The following is a 21,201-nucleotide window of genomic DNA, read 5'->3' on the forward strand; positions in this document are numbered from 1 at the left end:
GCGGCCTAGCGGATAGGGCTCCATGGCCGCTTCCGTTTCTACGCAATCCCTTGGGCACTCCCTCGGCGACGACCAGCGTTTCGGTCTGTCGCGGCATGTCGTGCTGCCCGGGCCGCTGCGGCTCGACGGTGGCGGGCTCTTGTCCCCGGTCGAGATCGGGTATGAGACCTATGGCGCGCTGAACGCCGATGGCTCCAACGCCATCCTGATCTGCCACGCGCTGACCGGCGACCAGCATGTCGCCAGCCCCCATCCGCGCACCGGCAAGCCCGGCTGGTGGACGCGTCTGGTCGGCGAGGGCAAGCCGATCGACCCGGCGCGGCATTTCATCATCTGCTCAAACGTCATCGGCAGCTGCATGGGATCGTCCGGCCCTGCGACCATCGACCCATCCACGGCCGAGCCCTGGGCGATGCGCTTCCCGGTCATCACCATCCGCGACATGGTGCGCGCACAAGCGATGCTGCTCGACCATCTGGGCGTCGGCCAGTTAAAGGCGGTGGTCGGCGGCTCGATGGGGGGCATGCAGGCGCTGAGCTGGGCGGCGACCTTCCCCGAGCGGGTGCGTGCCTGCGTCATGGTCGCCTCGACCGCGCGGCATTCGGCGCAGAATATCGCGTTCCACGAGGTCGGGCGTCAGGCGATCATGGCCGATCCGAAATGGCGCAGCGGCGCCTATTACGAAGCGAACGATCCCCCCGCTGCCGGTCTCGCCGTCGCGCGGATGGCGGCGCACATCACCTATCTGTCCGAGGCGGGGCTGACCGAGAAGTTCGGGCGGCGGCTGCAGGCGCGGCCCGACCGGCCGGACGGCGCCAAGAGCTTCGGCTTCGACGCGGATTTCCAGGTCGAGAGCTATTTGCGGCATCAGGGATTAAGCTTTGTCGATCGGTTCGACGCCAATTCCTATCTCTACATCACCCGCGCGCTCGATTATTTCGATCTTGCCGAGGAACATGGCGGGCTGCTCGCCAACGCCTTCCGGGGCACGCGCACGCGCTTCTGCATCGTCAGCTTCGACACCGACTGGCTTTACCCGACCTCCGAGTCGCGCGCCGTGGTGCAGGCGCTCAACGCGGCGGGCGCGGCGGCCAGCTTCGTCGAGCTGTCCAGCCCCTACGGCCATGACGCCTTCCTGCTCGAGGCGCCCGAGATGAACCGGGTGATCGACGGCTTCCTGCGGGCCGAGCCATGACCGAGACGCTACGCCCCGATCTGGCGATCATCGCCCGGCATGTCGCGCGCGGCGCGCGCGTGCTCGATATCGGCTGCGGCGACGGCCAGCTGATGGCCGCGCTGCGCGACGAAGCGGGGGTGGATGCGCGCGGGCTGGAGATCGATCCGGCCAATGTCGCCTCGGCCGTCGCGCGCGGGCTGGCGGTGGTGCAGGGCGATGCCGATGTCGATCTGGCGGGCTATCCCGACAAGGGGTTCGACTATGCGATCCTCAGCCAGACATTGCAGACCGCCCGCGCGCCCGACCAGGTGCTCGACCATCTGCTCCGCATCGGCCAGCGCGCCTTCGTCTCCTTCCCCAATTTCGCGCATTGGCGGGTGCGGCTGTCGCTGCTCTGGGGCGGGCGGATGCCGGTCACGCCGCTGCTGCCCGAACAATGGTATGACACCCCCAATATCCACCATGTGACGATCGACGATTTCCGCGCCTTCGTCCGCCAGCGACGGATCACCGTGGAGGGCAGCTGGTTCCTCTCACACGGTCGTCCGACCAGCGCGGCGGCGGCGAATTTCCGCGCCGAACACGCGGTATTTTTATTACGTCGTTGAAACGACTACAGTAGCGGAACTTTATCTCGATCAAGATGGTTGACCCGGAAAGTGACGGGAATTTGACATGAGCCAAACTGCCCTGATCGTGGAAGACGAGATATTCGTGGCCCTCGATCTGGAGCGCATTCTGACCGATGCCGGCTATGAAGTGGCTGGAATCGCGGCGGATAGCCGCACCGCGATGGAATGTGCACCGGGCTGCACCTTCGCCTTTGTCGACGTGAACCTGCGCGATGGTGCGACGGGTCCAGAAATCGCGCGCCGGATCGCTGAGGATTATGGCGTGAAGATCGTGTTCGTCACCGCGAACCCGTCGCAGATCGGCACCGACGTCGAGGCCCTGGGCTATATCCGCAAGCCGTTCAGCGAGCGGGCAATCCTTGCCGCTGCCGCTCTGGCGACCGGCGCGGAGCAGGCGGTGTCCGAAGACGTGATCCCGCTGGGCATCGCAATGTAAGACGCGGGTCGGCGTAAAATAGAGCGAGATCATCCGAGATAGAATTACCCCCTCCCTTCAAGGGAGGGGCTCGCCTGAACCGATGCGCTGTCGTCAAGATCCAGTGTGTCTCCCTCAGCGACAAGGCCCCGTGCCCGGTGGACGGCTGAACGCCGCCAGCGGCACGTCGATCGTCACGACCAGCCCGTCCCGCTCCCAATCGCGGCGGACCTTGCCGCCCAGTTGTCGCACCGCCGACAGCTCGACCAATTGCGAGCCGAACCCGGCCCGCTCGGGCGCGGTATGGAGCTTGGGGCCGCCCGATTCCTGCCAGCGAAGCGATACCATCTCCCCGTTCCGCTGCACGGTCAGGATGACGGACCCGGTCAGGACGGACAGCGCGCCATATTTGGCGGCGTTGGTCGCCAGTTCGTGGAACAACAGCGCCAGCGGCGTCGCCGATCGGTCGTCGACCGGCACGTCGTCGCCTGCCACGGTGATGCGGGGCGTCTGCTCGTCCCCGCGATAGGGCTCGAACAGGTCGCCGAGCAGGCCGTGCAGCGAGTCCTGCCGTGCCTTGGGCTGGGACTGGGGACTGTGCGGGCGGACGAAGTCGTGGGCGCGGCCCAGCGCGGTGATCCGGTCGCGCAGGTCGCTGGCGATCCCGCCAAAGCCCGGATGACTGCGCGCGGCAAAGGCGATCAGGCCGGAGATTACCGCGAAGATGTTCTTGATCCGGTGGCTCAGCTCCTGGCTGACGATCTCGCGCTCTTCCAGCGCCAGCTTCTGTTCGTGAATGTCCGTGCAGGTGTCGAACCAGCGGGTGATATGCCCGTCGGCATCGCGGATCGGCAGCGCGCGGCCCAGCACCCAGCGATAGGTGCCGTCGCGATGCCGCAGGCGGTACTCGATCTGATAGGGCTCGCCAGTGGCCAGGCTGTGGCGCCACCGCGTCCAGGCGCGTTCCTGGTCGTCGGCATGGAACATGCCGTTCCACGCTTCGCCATCGGTCGAGCCGTCGGGCATGCCGGTGAAATCGTACCAGCGGGCATTGTAATAGTCGTGGAAGCCGTCGGGCAGTGTCGACCAGACCATTTGCGGCATGGTGTCGGCCAGCGTGCGGAATCGCTGTTCGCTGTCGGCGACCCGGGCCTTCGATTCCTCGACGGTCTGGACATGCTCGAGCTGGGCTCGGCGATCCTGCAAGCGGCCCATGACCGCGGTCGCCAGAATTTCGAGGCCACGGCGCTGGAAGTCGGTCAGCCCCTCGGGGCGCGGCGTTCCCGAGATGACGCAGATGGCGCCAAGCGGCACCCCCTCGCGCGAGATCAGCCGCGCACCGGCGTAGAAGCGGATATGCGGGTCGCCCGCGACGAGCGACATATCGGCGAAGCGCGCATCGGCGCGCGCATCGGGCACGACCATGACGGGTTCGTCCCCGAGCATGGCATAGGCGCAGAAGGACGTGTCGCGGTGGGTTTCCGGCCGGTCGAATCCGACGGCGGCCAGGAAGCTCTGTCGCGCCTCCTCGACCAGGCTGACCAGCGCCACCTCGGTTCGACACAGTTCGGCGGCATAGGCGGCCAGGTCGTCCAGGCCGCCGCTGTCACGATACCCCGCCAAGTCATCGGCCTGGATGACCTGGGCGCGAATCGACTCCGGCACCGCCAATGGGCATTGGATCGTCCCATTTGCGTGGCCGGTCGCCATTCTATCCTCGTCCTCCTTGAGCATTGCCGCACCCGGGCCGACTGTCATGCTCGATCAGAAGGGCACGTCGTCGTCCAGATCGTCGGCGAAGCCGCCGCCCTGTCCGAACCCGCCACGGTTGCCGCCGTTCCCGCTCTGGCCTGTGCCGCCACCGGAATTGCCCGAACCGCCACGCGACCCGCCACCGTAACCGCCGCCCGACGAACCACCGCCAAAGCCGCTCGACCCGCCGCCGAAGTCGCCGCCGCCGAAATCATCGCCACCGCCAAAGTCGCTGCCGCCACGGCCGCCGCCGCCCTGACCGCCACCGGGACCGTCGAGCATGGTCAGCACCGAATTGAAGCCCTGCAGCGTCACCTCGGTCGAATAACGGTCGTTACCCTGCTGGTCCTGCCACTTGCGGGTGGTCAGCGCGCCTTCGATATAGACCTTCGAGCCCTTGCGCAGGAAGCGCTCGGCGACGTTGGCCAGACCCTCGTTGAAGATCTTGACCGTGTGCCACTCGGTCTTTTCCTTGCGCTCGCCGCTGTTGCGGTCCTTCCACGATTCGGACGTGGCGATGCGCAGCTCGACCACCTTGCCGCCATTCTGGAAGGAGCGGCTCTCGGGATCGCGTCCCAGATTGCCGACGAGAATCACCTTGTTGACGCTGCCCGCCATGTATCAGTCCTGTATCTTGCCTAGAGGCCGGCGAAAACGGCCAGCCAGTATGTGATGCCCGCCATGACATAGGCGGTCACGAAGAGATACCCTACCATGAAGGCGGGCCACTTCCACCCATTCGTCTCGCGCCGCGTCACCGCGATCGTGGAAATGCACTGCGGCGCGAAGACGAACCACATCAGGAAGGCGAGCGCGGTGGGCAGTGACCAGTTGCGCTTGAGCTTGTCGGTCATCGCCTTCTGTCCGCCCTCATGCTCGGTATCGTCGATGGCATAGACGGTACCGATCGCCGCCACCGCGACCTCGCGCGCCGCCATGGCGGGGACGAGGGCCAGCGCGATGTCGCGGTTGAAGCCGATCGGGCGCACCACGACCTCGATGCCGCTGGCGATGCGGCCCGCGACGGAATAATCGACCGGCGAGATGCCCGACCCCTCGGGCGGCTTGGGGAAGGACAGCAGCGCCCACAGGATGACGGTGGTCAGCGCGATGGTGGTGCCCGCACGCTTCAGGAAGATCAGCGCGCGGCTCCACAGGCCGAGCAACACGTCGCGCAGATGCGGCCACTGATATTTGGGCATCTCCATCATGAAGCCCGACGACGCGCCCTTGGTGACGGTACGACGGAGGAGAAGCGCGGCGACGAACGCGCCGACGATACCCATCAGATAGAGGCCGAGCAGCACCAGCCCCTGAAGGCCTACGAACGGCACCACCTGCCGATCCGGAATGAAGGCGCCGATGATGATCGTATAGACCGGCAGGCGCGCCGAGCAGGTCATCAGCGGCGCGATCAATATGGTGGTCAGCCGGTCCTTTTCATCGTCTATCGTGCGCGTCGCCATGATGCCGGGCACCGCGCAGGCGAAGGACGACAGTAGCGGAATGAAGGCCCGCCCCGACAGCCCGACCTGCGCCATCAGCCGATCCATCAGAAAGGCGGCACGGACCATATAGCCGGTCGCCTCCAGGATCAGGATGAAGAGGAACAGGATCAGAATCTGCGGCAGGAACACCAGGACCGCACCGACCCCGGCGATCAGACCGTCGGTGACCAGGCTGCGGAACCAGCCGTCGGGCAGCAGGGCGCTTGCCTGCATCTCCAGCCATTTGAATCCGGCCTCGATCCACTCGACCGGCGTCTGCGACCAGGCGAAGACCGCCTGGAACATGACGAACAGCAGCCCGACCAGCAGGATCGGCCCGAAAATGGGGTGCAGCGCGACCGAGTCGAGCATGTGCGTCCAGCGGCGCGTCGGCGTCTCGGCCACGGTCGCGGCGGCGGCGATCTGGCGCGCGCGGCGTTGCAGCGTGACGATATCATCGATCTTGTCGGCCGCGCCGATCGGATGCGCGCGCTCCTCGGAGACCAGTCGATCGATCTCGGCCTTGAGGGCATCCAGCCCGCGACGGCGCACGGCGACGGTCGGGATGACCGTCACGCCCAGCTCGCGCGCGAGGATATCGGCGTCGAGCGTCAGCCCGTCCCGCTCGGCCAGGTCGACCATGTTGAGCGCGACCACCACCGGCAGGCCGAGCGCGATCAGCTGGAGCGCGAAGCGCAGGTGATTGTCGAGATTGGCGGCGTCGACCACGATGACGATCGCATCGGGGCGGCGCTCACCTGCCTGCGATCCCATGACGACGTTGCGCGTGACCTGTTCGTCCAGGCTGCCGGGGTCGAGGCTGTAGGCGCCGGGCAGATCGACCAGCTCGACCGGGCGACCGTCGTCGAGCACGAGTCGGCCCGAATGACGCTCGACGGTGACGCCGGGATAATTGCCGACCTTCTGTCGCGCGCCGGTGAGCGCGTTGAACAGGGCGCTTTTGCCGGCATTGGGATTGCCGACGAGCGCAACCAGCGGTGCGGCGTTCATTATGCTGGAATGCGCCTCAAGCGCCGGTCGCGACGCGGATCGAGGCCGCAACCCGGCGACGCAGCGCCACGGTCATCCGGCCGATCCGGCAGGCGATCGGCCCACTGCCCAGCGTCGCGCGGTGCAGCACCTCGACACCGACGCCTTCGTCGAAACCCAGTTCGCGCAGACGCCGCGCCTCGGGCAACGCCAATTGGGTCCAGTCGATCGCGGCCACGGTCGCCGGTTGCCGCCGGGGAAGGGTTTCGAGACTGCTGAGCATCGCCATGCGGACTACATAACGCCGGTGCGACTGATTATCAATTACCTGTTGGTGAAATGGGTGTTGGGTTTGGGGGTAGGGGTTCGGGGCGTGGGGCCGAGGGCAGGGTGTGCACTTCGACTTTGCTCAGTGCGAACGGAGGTAGGTATCCAGACTCACTCCCCCGCCCCGTTCAGCCTGAGCCCTTCGGCTGGCTGGCAAGCCAGCCGCTCAGGATAAACTTCGGCGCTGTGCGCCGAAGTCGAAGGGAAAACTTAAACCGCCGGATACCGCAACCGCCCGATGAACCGCGACAGGCTGGGCATATTCTCGCCCCGCTTGGCGACCCCGGCCTTCCACTTTTCGAACCGCATGATCCCCTCGATCCGGCGGGCCAGGAAGGCGCGGGTGTCCGCATGATCCTCGCTCTCGTCGTTCAGGAACACCGCGATGGTCGCGGCATAGACCGCGAACAGCGTCGCGCGCTTGGTATAGTGGTTGTAATCGGTCGCGGTATCGCCCGCCTGCGCCCAGATCGCATCGACCGTGCGCCAGCCCAGCCGGGCGCCCATGGCCGCGTTCTGCGGCATCGCCAGGATGGTCAGCGCGCGGCGCAGTGCCTCACGATTGGGGGCGGCGGCGGCCAGGCGCGCCTCGACCAGCGCGGTGATGCGCTGGCGGATCTTCATTTGGGCTGCCTGTTCGGCGGGGACGGCTTCGACCATCGCCTGGTCGATCGCGGCGAACCAGGCATCGATCATAGCGACCGGCCCGTCCTTGAAGGCGAGTCGGGCGATGTCGCGGTCGATTCCGGCCGCATCCGCCGCCATGTCGCGAGCATCGTCGCCCCAGCCGTCGAATGCGGCATTGGACGCGATCCCCTCGGCCAGCGCCACGCGCACCTCGTCGAGAGTCAGGTCGTGAACATCGGTCATGGCAGCCTCGGTCATATCAATCACCCGTCGTCACTGTCGTTCGGCCTTGGCGCCCGTCCTGGCAACCGTCCTGGTCGATCCGCGCCGGACCAGCACCAGCGCGACGGCGACCATCGCGACGCCGACCAGATCGGGCAGCGCCAGCGTCTCGCCATATACCAGCCATCCGATCGCCGTCGCCACCATCGGCTGAACCAGCAGCGCGAGACCCACGACCAGCGGGCTGAGCAGGCCCAGCGCATAGATCATCAACCCCTGGCCGATGATCTGGCTCCCCAGGGCGAGCAGGATCAGCGCGCTCCAGTGATCGGGCCATACCCGCTCGCCCAGCAGCGTGGCGAAGACGAACAGCGGCACGATGCTGGCCATGGTCGACCAGGCGAGGGCGGGAACCGGCGGCATCGCGACGCGCACCCGCGACATCAGGATGAAATAGAGAGCGTAGAGGATGCCCGCCAGCACGCACAGCAGATCGCCGACCAAATGGCGCGGATCGACCTGATAGCTGCGCCCCATCAACAGCCCCGCGCCGATCGCCGCCAGGATCAGCGCGATGCCCTGGGTCCGGGAGGGCCAGGCGCGCGCGACCAGGAAGCCATAGAGCGGGAAGATGAAGGTCGCCGAATTGCCGAACAGCGTGGCATTGGCCATCGTCGTCTGGCGGATACCGATATGCCAGGTGCCCAGATCGCCCGCAAAGGCGATACCGCCGACCAGCAACAGCGCCCATAGCCCGGCCTGCCCCTTGCCCGGCAGACGCGGTCGCGCGGGGGAGATCAGCGCCACGATCGCCAGCACGGGCGCGGCCAGGGTGATCCGCCAAAAGGCCGCGGCGACCGGCCCGGTATCGGCCATGCGAACCAGCAGCGGCCCGAAGGCGAGTGCGACATTGGCGATGATGACCGCGGCAAAGGCCAGCGGCGGCGTGGTGGTCCCGCTCCGACCCGAAAGATCATCGCTTTCAGGTCGTTCAGTTTTTCTTGGGGGGGCGGACACGGGCATGGGCTCCCTTAACGCCCTATCTGCGTTGCGTCAGGCCGGAAAGGCCGCAAAAGGATTGCATTTGATGCCAACGCTGTTCGATCCCATCGATCTCGGGGCGATCCACGCTCCCAACCGTATCCTCATGGCGCCGCTGACCCGCGCGCGTGCCACACGCGACGCGGTGCCGACGCCGATCATGGCGCAATATTACGCCCAGCGCGCCAGCGCGGGGCTCATCATCTCCGAGGCGACCGGCATCAGCCGCGAGGGCCTGGGCTGGCCCTATGCGCCGGGCCTGTGGACCGATGAGCAGGTCGAAGGCTGGAAGCCGGTGACCGCCGCCGTGCACAAGGCGGGCGGGCGGATCGTCGCCCAGCTCTGGCACATGGGGCGCCAGGTCCACAGCTCGGTCACGGGGATGCAGCCGGTGTCGTCCTCGGCCACCCGCACCGAGGGGCAGGCGCACACCTTCGAGGGCAAGAAGGATTTCGAGACGGCGCGCCCGCTGGAGCTATCGGAAATCCCGCGCCTGCTCGACGAGTATGAGCTGGCGACGCGCAATGCGATCGCCGCCGGGTTCGACGGGGTGCAGATCCATGCCGCCAACGGCTATCTGATCGATGAATTCCTGCGCGACGGCGCCAACCACCGCGAGGACGAATATGGCGGCTCGCCGGAGAACCGCATCCGCCTGCTCCGCGAAATCACCGAGCGCGTGATCTCGGTCGCGGGCAAGGAGCGCGTCGCGGTGCGCCTCTCGCCCAACGGCGACAGCCAGGGCGTGGACGACAGCGACCCCGCCTCGGTCTTCGTGCCCGCCGCCAAGATGCTGTCGGAGCTGGGCATCGCCTTTCTCGAACTGCGCGAGCCGGGACCGGATGGCACCTTCGGAAACACCGATGTGCCCAAGCTGTCGCCGCAGATCCGCGAGGTCTTCCAGGGGCCGCTGATCCTCAACAGCGATTACGACAGCCGGGAAAAGACGCAAGAAGCACTCGACTCGGGTGTGGCGGACGGGATCGCGTTCGGTCGGACCTTCCTGGCCAACCCCGACTTGCCCGAACGCCTGCGCACCGATGCGCCGCTGAACGAAGGCGACATGAAGACCTGGTACAGCCAGGGCCCGGAGGGGTATATCGATTACCCCACGCTCGACGAAGCCGCGCGGGCGGCGTGACGGTTCGGGGCGGGGGATTTCTCGCCCCGACCACATCTGCGCCCCGTCGCGATGCGCCGGTCGGATGGAGCGGCCGAACGGGTGGCGTCCGGACCTTGGCCCTTGCCGGGGTACGGCACTATTCCGAATACGCCCGTTCGGCCTGAGCGATGTCGAAGGCCAAGGGATGGCCTTTCCTCAAGCTGCCGCATTCCCCTTCCCCAACCCCCCGCTTGCGGGAGGGGAGGAAGAAGGGGGGCGTGCAAGCGTTCAACGAAAAACGCCCCGGTGCGGGTGGCACCGAGGCGTTTTTCGAACCGAAAACCAGATCGCTTATTCGCGGCCGGGCACGTCGTGGTCGTGCGGCTCTTCGCCCTTGGCCTTGGCGTCCTCGTAGCGCTCGATCGCCTCGACGACGATGCGGCGCGCTTCGTCACGGTCGCCCCAGGTGCCGATACGTACCCACTTCTTCTTCTCCAGGTCCTTGTAGTGGGTGAAGAAGTGCTCGATCTGCTGGAACACGATCTCGGGCAGGTCGTCGCGACCGCCGACATTCGAATAATAGGGGAAGGTCGAGTCGACCGGCACGCAGACCAGCTTCTCGTCGCCACCGGCTTCGTCTTCCAGGTTCAGCACCGCGATCGGGCGCGCGCGGACGACGCAGCCCGGGATGAAGGGCGTGCGCGACACGACCAGCGCGTCGAGCGGATCGCCATCGGGGCTGAGCGTGTGCGGGACAAAGCCGTAATTGGCCGGGTAGCGCATCGGCGTGTGCAGGATGCGGTCGACGAACAGCGCGCCAGACGCCTTGTCGAACTCATACTTCACCGGCTCGCCGCCGGTCGGCACCTCGATCACGACATTGATGTCGTCGGGCGGGCTCTTGCCGACGGGGATAAGGTCGATGCGCATCGAATCGGTCTTTCTTGCCTAGGGGCCGGATGAGTTCCGGTGGAAAAACAATGGCGGGCGCGATAGCGCAACCCGCCATGGCCTGTCGATAGATGTCGGTCAGTCCGCGCTCAGCGCGCCGTCAGCAGACGATCCAGCCCGGTTTCGCCGGTCCCGACCTTCTGCAGATGCGGGTAACGCGGGCCGCCCGTGTAATCGATCGTCACCTCGCGGAAGACATCCTGGTTCTTTATCACCAACTTGACCGGCTTCTTCGGGTCCTTGGCCGCCAGGATCGCGGCCTTCAGGCGATCGCCGCTATAGCTTTCGCCGTTTACCGCCTGAATCTGGGTGCCGACATCGATGCCCGCCTTGAATGCGGGACTGTCCCAAATTGAGCTGGTCACCTCGCCGCTGTTCGCCACCGACAGGCCCAGCGAATAGGTGACGTTGGTGCTGCCCTTTTCACCCTGCTTGAAGGTCGGGGTCGGCTGGTCGGTATAGACCAGCTTGTACCCGTTCATCGCAAAGCCCTGGATCGGGGCGGGCTGGCCCGTCTCGGTGATCCGGCGGTTCAGGAATTCGGCCCAGTCATAGGGGACGATCTTGTTCAGCGTCGCGGCGACATCGTCGAACGTGTAGGTCACCTCGCCCCAGTCGCCGTTGCGGATGCCGAAGAACGCCTTGGCGAAGTCGTCGATCGACTTGGTGCCGTTCGACTTCTGGCGGAGCATCGCATCGACCTCCATCCAGACCATCAGGCCTTCATTGTAATAGTCCTCCGACCGTTGCCAGCTGGTCCAGCCCTTGGGCTTGCGCGACGAGATGATCGGGTCGTTGGTGGTGTCGAGCAGGTTGCGCCACTGCCGCGCAGGCGCGGTGTCATAGATGGCGAGGATCGAGGCATACTGGTCCAGCGTATCCTGCTTGGACACCATACCCGAGCGCGCCTGGAGCACATAGCCCCAGAACTGCGTCTGGCCTTCATAGACCCACAGCAGCGAGTCGCGCATCGGCGAGCGGAAATCGGGCGTCCACAGGTCGGCGCCGCGCCGGAACTTGCCGTCCCAGCTATGGGTGAACTCGTGCGGCAACAGGTTGCGACGGCCCGGCCCGGCATCCCATTCGGTGAAATAGCCCGGCGTCACGCCGTTTTCGGACGAGCGGTGATGCTCCAGCCCGATACCGCCCAGCTGGTCGCTGATCGACAGCAGGAACTCGTAATGGTCGTAATGCTGCGCGCCGAAGGTCTTGACCGCCTGGTCGACCAGGCGCTGGTGCGCGGCGATCTGTTCGGGCTTGGCGTTCAGCTCGGCGGCGTTGTCGGCAAAGACGTTCAGCTTCACCTGCGGGGTCAGCGGGAAGACCTTGCCATATTTGCCCGCCAGCACCGGCGAATCGACCAGGATCTCGTAATTGGTGGTGTCATAGGTGTAGGTCGAGCCCGACGCCTTGGCCGGAACCGCGCCCGCCGCGGTCCAGCCGGTGGGGAAGGTCGCGGTCATCTGGATCGGGATCTGGCGGGTATAATAGCCCGCCGGATAGAGGCTGACCGAATTGGGCTGTAGCGAGATCATCGTCGGGGTGACGGCGATGCGGCCCTGGTCGGGCTTGGTCGCCGACAGGAACTGGAACGTCAGGTCGAGCTGGCTGGCGCCCGCGGGCACATCGATATGGAAGGCGAAGACATCGACCGGGTCGCGCGTCCAGGGCAGGATGCGGCCGTTCGCCTTGATGACCAGGCCCGCCAGCTTCTCGATCTCGCCACGCGGGGAGTGGGCGCCGGGCAGCCATTTGGGGAACAGCAGCGCCATCGGCCCTGCCTTGGCGACGGGGATCGTCTCCTTGATGCGGAAGATGCCGCGCTCGGTATCGGTCGCGTCGACGACCAGCTTGATCGTGCCCGGATAGGGGGTGTCGACCGCATCGGGGATGGTGTTGACGAAGGGCGCCTGGGCGGCGGGCGCGGAGTTGCCCGGCGGCACCTGGGCGACGGCAACGGCGGAGGAGGCGAGCAGCGCGGCGACAAGTACGGAGCGAAGCGAATGGCGGATCATGAAGGGCCTTTTGCGGCGACGAGGAGATGGCGGCAGGTTAGGCACCCGATAGGCCAGTCGTCCAGACCCTTTCGGGCTGTCTCAACCCGACCCGCCGCCCAGCACATTGACCGTGAAGGCGATGACGCCGAGGTTGAAGATGAACGCCGCCAGGCACTGGCCCGTCACCACCCGCCGCATCCGGCGCGAGGCGATCGACACGTCCGACGTCTGGAACGTCATGCCCAGCGTCACCGAGAAATACAGGAAGTCCCAATAATCCGGCTCTGCCGTGTCGGGGAATTGCAGGCCGCCCGCATCGCCCCCGTCCCCTGCACTGTAGAACAGGTGCGCATAATGCAGCGCATAGACGATGTTGGAGAACAGCCAGGCCAGGATCAGGGTGCTGACGACCAGCGCGATGGTGACGACGCTGCTCCGCCCGCGCAACTCGCCGCCCACCGCGACCAGCACGACGAACAGCACGATCCCGCAAAAGACGAGCAGCACCGCCCGATTGGCATCGTTGCGCGCGGCGCGGGCCCGCATCTTCGCGGCCTGTCCCTGACGCAGCAGCGGCAAGAGCGATCCGATGAACAACAGCGCGGCCGCATCGAACCCGGTCAGGATACCCCGCGTCATCCCCAGAACCGGCACCAGCCCCGCCGCCGCCGCGATCAGGATCAGCGCGAATAGCAGGAAACGCGGCGGCGCGATCCGGTCACCGATACGGGTCTGAAGGCGCTGCCAGCGGTGGGTGGTCATGGACGGCGGTGTACGCTGGCCGGGGCGGGTCTGGCTATGGGGGCGATCAATAGGAACTGGCCAGATGTACTATGTAATCCGGCAGGTGAATGCCTGTCGCCACGCAGCGCGGCTGTGTGGGATCGTCGCGGCAGGATGGCGACTGGGCCAGCACAGGCACTGCCAGCAAGAGGGCTAGTATCGCCGTCAGCATCGCCTTCATAGCCTTGTCCCCCGATGGCTTTCCTTCCGCCATTCTACGCGCTCTCATGTTCAGGGAAAGTGGGGGCGAAGTGCCTGGGGATATTGTGCTATGTCAGTGTCTTAGGTTTCGGGGTGTGGCAATGTTCCACCATGGACTACGCCCCTCATGCCACTGCGCTCCTCATCATCGACATGATTAACGACCTGGATTTCGAGGGGGGCGAGGAATTCCGCGAACCCGTCGAGGCGGCGGCGCCTCGGATCGTGGCATTGCGGAAGGCCGGGGTGCCGGGCGATACCGTCGCCAGCGAGAGCGACGCGCATCGCCGCTGGGCGCTGGAGATCATGCGGCACAGCATGTGCGCGGAGACCCGCCCCACCACCGAACTGGCGCTCACTGACTGGCTGTCCCGGAGCGCGTGATCGCACTCTAGCGCACGGGGCTTCGCTACCTTAGATAGCGCCACCTCTATGGCACGGATCGAAACCCCCAAGCGCGTGCGCGGCACGCAGGACATCTTCGGCGACGAACAGCGCCGCTTCGCGCAGGCGCTGGCCACCTTCGAGCATGTCCATGGCCTCTACGCCTTCCAGCGGCTCGACCTGCCGGTGTTCGAGGATACGCAGGTCTTTGCTCGCTCGATCGGCGAGACGACCGATGTCGTGTCGAAGGAAATGTACACCTTCCCCGATCGCGGCGGCGACCTGCTCACCCTGCGCCCCGAATTCACCGCCGGGATCGCGCGTGCCTATCTGACCGAGGGGTGGCAGCAATATGCGCCGCTCAAGCTCGCGACGTCGGGCGCAGTGTTCCGTTACGAGCGCCCGCAAAAGGGGCGCTATCGCCAGTTCCACCAGATCGACGCCGAAATCCTGGGCGCGGCCGAACCGGCGGCGGATGTCGAGCTGCTCGTGATGGCCGACCAGCTGCTGCGCGAACTGGGCATATCCGAGGGCGTGACGTTGCAGCTCAACACGCTGGGCGATGCCGCAACGCGCGATGCCTGGCGCGACGCGCTGGTCGCGCATTTCGAGGCGCATCGCGATCAGCTGTCCGAGGACAGTCTGGTGCGGCTGGAGAAGAATCCGCTGCGCATCCTCGATTCCAAGGACCCGCGCGACCGGCCGATCGCCGATGCCGCGCCCGATATCGACGCCTATCTGACGCCCGAGGCGCGTGCCTTCTTCGAGGCGGTGACCGCCGGGCTCGATGCGGCGGGTGTCGCCTGGACGCGCAATGCGCGGCTGGTCCGGGGTCTCGATTATTACCGCCACACCGCGTTCGAGTTCGTGACCGACCGGCTGGGCTCGCAAGGGACCGTGCTGGCGGGCGGCCGCTATGACGGGCTGATCGAGTCGCTGGGCGGTCCCGCGACGGCGGGTGTGGGCTGGGCGGCGGGTGTCGAGCGGCTGGCGATGCTGCTCGACGAACCGGCCAAGCCGGTCATCGACGCGGTGGTGGTGCCGATGGGCGCGGCGGCGGAATTGCGTGCGACGGGCCTGGTTGCCGAATTGCGCCGTGCGGACGTTGCAACCGACATGGCGTTTCGCGGCAATATGAAGCGTCGCATGGCCAAGGCGAACGACCAGGGCGCGCGCTATGCGCTGATCCTGGGCGATGACGAGCTGGCGAACGGCCAGGTGCAGGTGAAGGCGCTCAAGACCGGCGAGCAGGCGACCGTCTCGCTCGACACGGTGGCGCAGAGTCTGTCCGACCTGTTGTTCGAGGACGAAGTCGCCGAGGATCATGGTGAACAGCTTCCTCCATTGGCGCAGCGTCTGACCCCGCGATGAAGACCATCTCGGCGGAGCGGATCGCGCAGATCGAGGCGCGACGCGACGAACTCCAGGCGATGATGGCGACGGGCGACCTGCCCTCGGATCGCTTCGTCGCGGTATCGAAGGAATATGCCGAGCTGGAGCCGGTCGCCAACGCCGCCGCCGAGGTGCGCCGGTTACGGCAGGAGGCCGACAGCCTGGCGTTCATGACGCAGGATGGCGATGACGAGCTGCGCGAGCTGGCGGCGGAGGAACTCCACGCCAACCGCAATGCACTGGCCGAGGCGGATCGCCACCTGGCGCTCGCGCTGCTGCCCCGCGACGCCGCCGACGAACGTGCGGCGATGCTCGAAATCCGCGCGGGGACCGGCGGGGACGAGGCGGCGCTGTTCGCGGGCGACCTGTTCCGCATGTACCAGCGCTATGCCGAGCGGCAGGGCTGGCGGGTCGAGGTGATCTCGGCCTCGGTCCCCGATACCGGCGGTTACAAGGAAGTCGTCGCCTCGGTCGCGGGGGCGGGCGTGTTCGCCAAGCTGAAGTTCGAAAGCGGCGTCCACCGCGTCCAGCGCGTGCCGGTCACCGAATCGGGCGGGCGCATCCACACCTCGGCGGCGACCGTGGCGGTGCTGCCCGAGGCGGAGGAGGTCGACCTCCAGATCGACGACAAGGATCTGCGTATCGACATCTATCGCTCGTCGGGGGCGGGCGGCCAGCACGTCAACACCACCGACTCGGCGATCCGCATCACGCATATCCCGACCGGGCTGGTCGTGATCCAGCAGGACGAACGCTCGCAGCACAAGAACCGCGCCAAGGCGATGAAGGTACTGCGGACCCGCCTGTACGAGGCGGAGCGCGAGCGGCTGGCGTCGGAGCGCGCGGGCGCGCGGCGGTCGATGGTCGGCTCGGGCGATCGGTCGGAGCGGATTCGGACGTACAACTTCCCGCAAGGGCGCGTGACCGATCACCGCATCAACCTGACCCTCCACCGCCTGCCGGAAATCCTGGAGGGCGAACTGGACGAACTGATCGGCGCGCTGCTGGCGGAGGATGAAGCCGAACGGCTCGCCGCGCTCGATGGCTGATGTTCGCGCGGAGACGCGGAGACGCGGAGGGGGCTGGCCCGCCGCGCCGCAGGCTCTTCATCTCCGCCGGTTGAGCGCGCCCAGGCGTTGCCCCATGCCGGACATCTCCGCGCCTCCGCGCCTCCGCGCGAACCCATGTCTTTCACATTCCGGCATTCGCCGGGGTAAGATGGCGGCGTGACCGACGCCCGTACCGCGCTTGTGCAAGCTGCCGAGCGTTTCACCTTTTCCCCCACCGCGCGACTCGATGCGGAATTGCTGCTCGCCCATGCCTTGGAAATCGAGCGGAACGCGCTTCTGCTCGACCTGACCCGCGCCGTGCCGGACGCATTCTGGCCGCTGGTCGAGCGCCGCGCCGCCCAGGAGCCGGTCGCCTATATCACCGGCACGCGCGGTTTCTGGACGCTCGACCTGATGGTCGGGCCCGGCGCGCTGGTGCCGCGTGTCGATAGCGAGACGCTGGTCGACGCGGCACTTCGGTACTTCAAGGGGCATCCGCCCGCTACCCTGCTCGACCTGGGCACGGGGCCGGGCACGTTGCTGCTCGCCCTTCTCGATGAATGGCGGGAGACGAAGGGGCTTGGTGTCGACCGTTCTCCGCAGGCGCTGCGATACGCCGTCGCCAATGCCGCGGCCTGTGGCCTCGCCGACCGGGCGCGGTTCGTATGCGGCGACTGGGCGACCGGACTGGCCGGGCCGTTCGACTGCATCGTCACCAACCCGCCCTATATCGGTACGGCAGAAGCACTGTCGCCCGAGGTTCGGGATTACGAGCCCGGCACCGCGCTGTTCGCCGGGCCCGACGGGCTGGACGATTACCACCTGCTCGCCCCCGAACTGCGCCGTCTGCTGGCCCCCGGCGGGGCGGCGGTGATCGAGATCGGGCATGAACAGGCCGGGGCGGTGACGGCGCTTCTGGAGCGGGAAGGTTTCACCGTCTCGCTGCACCGGGACCTGGGCGGGCAGCCCCGCGCGCTTCTCGCGCATTGAACATTCGCCGATGATGCCCCATATTTCACTTGAAGGACCCCGGTTTAACCCGCTAGAGCGGGTGCAGGGGCACGCGAACATCGGCATTGTCACCGTTTTTCGGGGCATCGTTTTTTCGGAGTCGTTGCTTCGGGCCGATGCCCATACCCTTCGTCATGCAGTCGCTGCTGTCCGGCGGCCGTGGCAGCGCCCGAAATCGGGTGCGACAGCTTCGCATCGCGCGAATCGCGCGCGGTGTCGGGAAAAGTGGACCTTGTTGGTTTGACGACTAAGGACGAACAGCTTGATCAATAATCGGCAGGCCGGCCGCCGTCGCGGTCGTGGCGGCAATAATAATGGTGGGCAGCGTCCGGGCGGCAATCCCGGCCGTTCCGACAATGGCAATCGCATCGACAACCGCGCGCGTGGCAACGCCAGCCAGCTGTACGAAAAGTACAAGAATCTGGCGACCGAGGCGCAGCGTCAGGGCGATCGGGTCAACACCGAATATTACTGGCAATTCGCCGACCATTATTTCCGGGTGCTGAGCGAAACCCGCTCGCGCTTCGAGGAACAGAATCAGCGCCGCCAGCGCGAGGAATCGCGCGACGACCAGTATGACGACGGCTTCGACAACGATGCCGAGGATTATGGCGACGAGGGCGATCCGATCCGCCCCGGCGAGCAGCAGGGCGAGGCCGAGCAGCCGCGCCGCGAGCGCCAGCCCAGAGAGAACCAACAGCGCGAGAACCAGCCGCGCGAAACCTATGCGCGCGACAATCAGCAGCGCGAAGAGCGTCCCCGGCGCGATCGCGACGATCGTCCGCGCCGTGAGCCGCGCGAGGATCGCCGCCCGATGCGCGCCGAACAGCCGGTCGCGGCCGAGGATGCGCAGCCGGTCGTGACCGCGCCCGCCATGGTCGCCGAGGTCGCGTCCGCTCCGCAGGCCGAGGAGGACGCGCCCCGTCGTCGCGGTCGTCCGCGTCGCGAGCGTGCCCCCGACGTGCAGGACGCGGGCGAGCAGACCGGCTTCGACGCCGATCGCCTGCCGCCGGCGCTGAGCGCCGCGCCCGAGGCGGAAGCGGCTGTGGAAGAAAAGCCCCGCCGTCGTCGCGTCCGCGCGGCGGCCCCGGTGGAGCCGGAGGCAGCGGCGGGCTGATCGCCCCCGACACTTCGGAATGATAAGGGACCGGCCTCCGCATCGCGTGCGGGGGCCGGTTTTTTATGGCCGCCGGTCGACATCCTCGTCATGCCCGGTGCCCGAACTCAGGAAGACCAGCCCCATCAGCGCGCCGGTCAGCATCACCATGCCGCCGATCCCGCCGATCACCCCCAGCATCGTCACCCAGTTGAGCGGGCCATAGACCTCGGCCAGCGCGATCATCGAACATCCGACCGCGACGGCGGCGGCGACCGTCATCCACGCCATCAGCATGCGGAACCGCGCCCAGGCAAAGGCCGCCTGCTCGGGATCGTCGAGTCCGGGTGGAGGAGGGGACATGCCGCCGACTATGCGCATCGCATGGCCGCACGGCAAGCAAGGCCGGTCAGCCCGCGCGGCGGAACCGCCCCATGGGCAGCCTGGCCCAGATGCCCCCGAGGATCGCATCGATCTCGTGCCGAATCGGGTGCCGTACCGCATAGACGACGGCCAGCCACGCCAGCACGCCCAGCGCCGCGCTCACACTCAGCAACGTGAACCCGACCGTCTCGGGTGGCGCGACCCAGCGATAGACGGCAAGCAATGGCGCGACGGTCGCCAGCGTGGCGAGCAGGCTCTGCGCATAGACGATCAGCATCCCGCGCCAGGCAAAGCCGGTCAGCGGCTTCATCAACGTAGCATACAGCCCGAACCAGATGATCCCATAGCCGATGCGCGAGATCGCCGCCCATTCCAGACTGACCGTCGCGCCCAGGATCAGCAGCCCGATCGACGCGACCGTGTCCAGCGCATTGGCGACGATCAGCCGCCGGATATGCCCCAGCAGGATGGGCAGCTCGAAGTGCAGCGGCACGGCGGCGAAGAACAGCTGGCCCAGCGCGATCCAGCTCAGCAGCGGCGCCACCCCGGCCCAACGCGGGCCGTACAGCATCAGCACGATCGGTGTCGCGGCGGTGGCCAGGAAGGTCATGGCGGGCCACGTCACCCCGCTATAGGCCGCGACCACCCGCTGATAGGGAGCGGCCAGATCGGCCCCCGCATCGCGCAGTCGGGCAAAGGCGGGGTAGAAGACGCCGTCGACCGCGCCGCTGACCAGCATCTGCAACTGCGCGCCCAGGCTGGAGGCGCGGCTGTACAGGCCGACCGCGGTCAGGGTCAGGATGCGCCCGATGACTAGTTCGGGACTGCGCGAGCTGATCGCGTCGCTGATATACAGAAGCGAGCTGTTCGACCCGAAGCGCAGGATCGGCCCGATCCCCTTCAGGCTGGGCGGGAAGGGCGGCCGGATGCCCGATCGCCACTGGCCGATCACCGCGCGCGCCGCCTGTTGCGCGACGGCGGCCCAGGCGAGCGCAAAGGCGGAATAGCCCGCCCAGGCCAGCGCCAGCGAAAAGACCGCGTTGACCACCGCCGCGCCGACGCTGGTCAGGAAGATGGAATAATAGTCCATCCGTCGCTGCAGCATCGCGCCCGGCACGATGCCGAAGGGCACGATCAGATAGGAGGCCGCGATGATGACGAGCAACGGGGTCAGCCGGGCATTGTCGTAGAATCGCGCCACCGGCCAGGCGAGCGCCAGGATGACGAGCCCGATGCCCAGCGCAAAGATCAGCGACACCGAGAAACAGGTTCGCAACTGCTCCTCGGTCAGGTCGCGTTCGCCCGCGACGAAGCGCCGGATGCCGAAATCCTGAAGCGCGGACACCAGCATCGCGGCGGACAGCGCGATCGAGAAAAGCCCCATCTCGGACGGGCTGAGGAAGAAGCGCGAGATGACCACGCTGACGACGAACTGGATCGCAAAGGCGATATATTGAGCCCCGATCGACCAGAGCGCCGCGCCGCGTACCGAAGACCCGCTCATCGCCGGATCCGATGCCGGGTCAGCAGACCGGCAAGCCGGATCGCGCCCAGTGGCTGATGGTGACGCGCCAGCCGCGCCACCGCGCGCCAAAGCCCGGCGACGGGAGCGCCACCTGTCCGCCGCACATCGTCAAGATGCGCGGCGATCCAGGCCAGCCCCTCTCCCGCCATCACGTTCGGCGCGTATAGGAGCCCGCGCACCACTTCGGCGCGGACATCGCGCACCACACCCGGCCGCCCGAAGACGGCATCGAGCGTCTCGATCGGGGGAAGGGCGGTCCAGCCGTCCGAAGGGTCGGGGCGCCCCTCGGCACGCTCCACCCGGGCCAGCCGCGCCACCGCCACGCCATAACGCTGGGCCAGGACATGCCGGTGCGACACTTGCGACGGTGAATAGCGATAGAGATGCAGCCGCTCGGGCAGATTGGCGATCCGTGTCCGCTCCGCCAGCCGAAGCCACAGGTCGTAATCCTCACAGTGACGATAGGCCGGCCGATAGCCGCCTGCGGCTTTCAACACGTCACGGCGCATCATCACGGAAGGATGGCAAAGCGGCAAGGCGGCGGCGATGACGTCGGCGGACAAGGGATGATCGACCGGCGGTTCGCTGCGGCGATGCCCCTGCGCATCGATCGTCCAGATCTGCGTGCCGATGACGCCATGATCCGGATGCGCGTC

Annotated in this window: 22 protein-coding genes (1 of these 22 only partly in view); 9 read left to right on the forward strand and 13 right to left on the reverse strand. The window is 66.9% G+C overall.

The annotated features are described in order from the left end of the window. Window positions 1–22: 22 nt before the first annotated feature. The 3 genes from metX to AC1GI4_RS11205 all read left to right on the forward strand — a co-directional run bounded on the left by metX (window position 23) and on the right by AC1GI4_RS11205 (window position 2,245). Entirely contained in the window at window positions 23–1,195 is a 1,173-nt protein-coding gene (metX, locus tag AC1GI4_RS11195) for a homoserine O-acetyltransferase MetX (protein WP_479629545.1), read from the forward strand. After that, entirely contained in the window at window positions 1,192–1,785 is a 594-nt protein-coding gene (gene metW / locus AC1GI4_RS11200) for a methionine biosynthesis protein MetW (RefSeq protein WP_479629546.1), read from the forward strand. Before metX ends, metW begins: the two co-directional genes overlap by 4 nt. Before the next feature lie 67 nt (window positions 1,786–1,852). Then, a complete protein-coding gene (locus tag AC1GI4_RS11205) occupies window positions 1,853–2,245 on the forward strand; it encodes a response regulator (protein WP_479629547.1) in 393 nt (130 codons plus the stop codon). Window positions 2,246–2,359: 114 nt separating this feature from the next. Here AC1GI4_RS11205 and AC1GI4_RS11210 read toward each other — a convergent pair whose 3' ends face one another. The 6 genes from AC1GI4_RS11210 to AC1GI4_RS11235 form a co-directional block, all read right to left on the reverse strand. Next, on the reverse strand, window positions 2,360–3,934 hold the full coding sequence (locus AC1GI4_RS11210; RefSeq protein WP_479629548.1) for a sensor histidine kinase: 1,575 nt from the start codon (window positions 3,932–3,934) through the stop codon (window positions 2,360–2,362). A 54-nt stretch (window positions 3,935–3,988) separates the two neighbouring features. Then, the gene (gene ssb, locus AC1GI4_RS11215) at window positions 3,989–4,594 is read right to left on the reverse strand and encodes a single-stranded DNA-binding protein (protein WP_479629549.1); all 606 of its coding nucleotides are present in this window, start codon (window positions 4,592–4,594) and stop codon (window positions 3,989–3,991) included. Window positions 4,595–4,614: 20 nt separating this feature from the next. Then, window positions 4,615–6,474, reverse strand: coding sequence for a ferrous iron transporter B (gene feoB / locus AC1GI4_RS11220; RefSeq protein ID WP_479629550.1), 1,860 nt, complete (start codon window positions 6,472–6,474; stop codon window positions 4,615–4,617). Window positions 6,475–6,490: 16 nt separating this feature from the next. Then, window positions 6,491–6,742 carry a FeoA family protein gene (locus AC1GI4_RS11225; RefSeq protein WP_479629551.1) on the reverse strand — a complete coding sequence of 84 codons (252 nt, stop codon included), beginning with the start codon at window positions 6,740–6,742 and terminating at the stop codon, window positions 6,491–6,493. A gap of 248 nt (window positions 6,743–6,990) precedes the next feature. Beyond that, the gene (locus tag AC1GI4_RS11230; protein WP_294273908.1) at window positions 6,991–7,665 is read right to left on the reverse strand and encodes a COQ9 family protein; all 675 of its coding nucleotides are present in this window, start codon (window positions 7,663–7,665) and stop codon (window positions 6,991–6,993) included. Window positions 7,666–7,680: 15 nt separating this feature from the next. Beyond that, window positions 7,681–8,652 (reverse strand): DMT family transporter, encoded by a 972-nt coding sequence (locus AC1GI4_RS11235; protein WP_479629552.1) that lies wholly within the window; start codon window positions 8,650–8,652, stop codon window positions 7,681–7,683. A 64-nt stretch (window positions 8,653–8,716) separates the two neighbouring features. On the opposite strand from AC1GI4_RS11235, the gene AC1GI4_RS11240 reads away from it, so the two are divergent. Continuing rightward, window positions 8,717–9,811 carry an alkene reductase gene (locus tag AC1GI4_RS11240; RefSeq protein ID WP_479629553.1) on the forward strand — a complete coding sequence of 365 codons (1,095 nt, stop codon included), beginning with the start codon at window positions 8,717–8,719 and terminating at the stop codon, window positions 9,809–9,811. Between the two features lie 312 nt (window positions 9,812–10,123). Here AC1GI4_RS11240 and ppa read toward each other — a convergent pair whose 3' ends face one another. From ppa to AC1GI4_RS11260, 4 genes are all read right to left on the reverse strand, one after another. Next, a complete protein-coding gene (gene ppa, locus AC1GI4_RS11245) occupies window positions 10,124–10,702 on the reverse strand; it encodes an inorganic diphosphatase (protein WP_007406515.1) in 579 nt (192 codons plus the stop codon). Between the two features lie 110 nt (window positions 10,703–10,812). Continuing rightward, complete coding sequence (locus AC1GI4_RS11250) at window positions 10,813–12,738, reverse strand: M61 family metallopeptidase (RefSeq protein WP_479629554.1); 1,926 nt, start codon at window positions 12,736–12,738, stop codon at window positions 10,813–10,815. An 81-nt stretch (window positions 12,739–12,819) separates the two neighbouring features. After that, entirely contained in the window at window positions 12,820–13,482 is a 663-nt protein-coding gene (locus AC1GI4_RS11255; protein WP_294273915.1) for a DUF1345 domain-containing protein, read from the reverse strand. Between the two features lie 46 nt (window positions 13,483–13,528). Next, window positions 13,529–13,684 (reverse strand): hypothetical protein, encoded by a 156-nt coding sequence (locus tag AC1GI4_RS11260; protein WP_479629555.1) that lies wholly within the window; start codon window positions 13,682–13,684, stop codon window positions 13,529–13,531. A gap of 131 nt (window positions 13,685–13,815) precedes the next feature. On the opposite strand from AC1GI4_RS11260, the gene AC1GI4_RS11265 reads away from it, so the two are divergent. The 5 genes from AC1GI4_RS11265 to AC1GI4_RS11285 all read left to right on the forward strand — a co-directional run bounded on the left by AC1GI4_RS11265 (window position 13,816) and on the right by AC1GI4_RS11285 (window position 18,657). After that, on the forward strand, window positions 13,816–14,088 hold the full coding sequence (locus tag AC1GI4_RS11265) for a cysteine hydrolase family protein (RefSeq protein WP_479629556.1): 273 nt from the start codon (window positions 13,816–13,818) through the stop codon (window positions 14,086–14,088). Between the two features lie 48 nt (window positions 14,089–14,136). After that, window positions 14,137–15,459: a histidine--tRNA ligase gene (gene hisS / locus AC1GI4_RS11270; RefSeq protein WP_479629557.1), complete on the forward strand. Its 1,323-nt coding sequence runs from the start codon at window positions 14,137–14,139 to the stop codon at window positions 15,457–15,459. Continuing rightward, a complete protein-coding gene (gene prfA, locus AC1GI4_RS11275) occupies window positions 15,456–16,529 on the forward strand; it encodes a peptide chain release factor 1 (RefSeq protein ID WP_294275344.1) in 1,074 nt (357 codons plus the stop codon). Before hisS ends, prfA begins: the two co-directional genes overlap by 4 nt. Window positions 16,530–16,706: 177 nt before the next feature. Further along, window positions 16,707–17,519: a peptide chain release factor N(5)-glutamine methyltransferase gene (gene prmC / locus AC1GI4_RS11280; protein WP_479629558.1), complete on the forward strand. Its 813-nt coding sequence runs from the start codon at window positions 16,707–16,709 to the stop codon at window positions 17,517–17,519. A gap of 283 nt (window positions 17,520–17,802) precedes the next feature. Then, the gene (locus AC1GI4_RS11285; protein WP_479629559.1) at window positions 17,803–18,657 is read left to right on the forward strand and encodes a DUF4167 domain-containing protein; all 855 of its coding nucleotides are present in this window, start codon (window positions 17,803–17,805) and stop codon (window positions 18,655–18,657) included. A gap of 63 nt (window positions 18,658–18,720) precedes the next feature. Here AC1GI4_RS11285 and AC1GI4_RS11290 read toward each other — a convergent pair whose 3' ends face one another. The 3 genes in view from AC1GI4_RS11290 to AC1GI4_RS11300 are tightly spaced (at most 46 nt apart) and all read right to left on the reverse strand, a layout consistent with a single transcriptional unit that may run on beyond the window. Continuing rightward, window positions 18,721–18,999 (reverse strand): hypothetical protein, encoded by a 279-nt coding sequence (locus AC1GI4_RS11290; protein ID WP_433909270.1) that lies wholly within the window; start codon window positions 18,997–18,999, stop codon window positions 18,721–18,723. 46 nt (window positions 19,000–19,045) lie between these two features. After that, window positions 19,046–20,524 (reverse strand): oligosaccharide flippase family protein, encoded by a 1,479-nt coding sequence (locus tag AC1GI4_RS11295; RefSeq protein WP_479629560.1) that lies wholly within the window; start codon window positions 20,522–20,524, stop codon window positions 19,046–19,048. Then, window positions 20,521–21,201, reverse strand: the 3' portion of a protein-coding gene (locus AC1GI4_RS11300; protein WP_479629561.1) for a glycosyltransferase family 2 protein. Its footprint extends 324 nt past the window's final position; 681 of the gene's 1,005 nt are visible here — the last part of the coding sequence; its start codon lies off the right edge, out of view — the gene reads right to left on this strand; the stop codon is at window positions 20,521–20,523. Before AC1GI4_RS11300 ends, AC1GI4_RS11295 begins: the two co-directional genes overlap by 4 nt.

Source organism: Sphingomonas sp. 77B, from assembly GCF_056497825.1.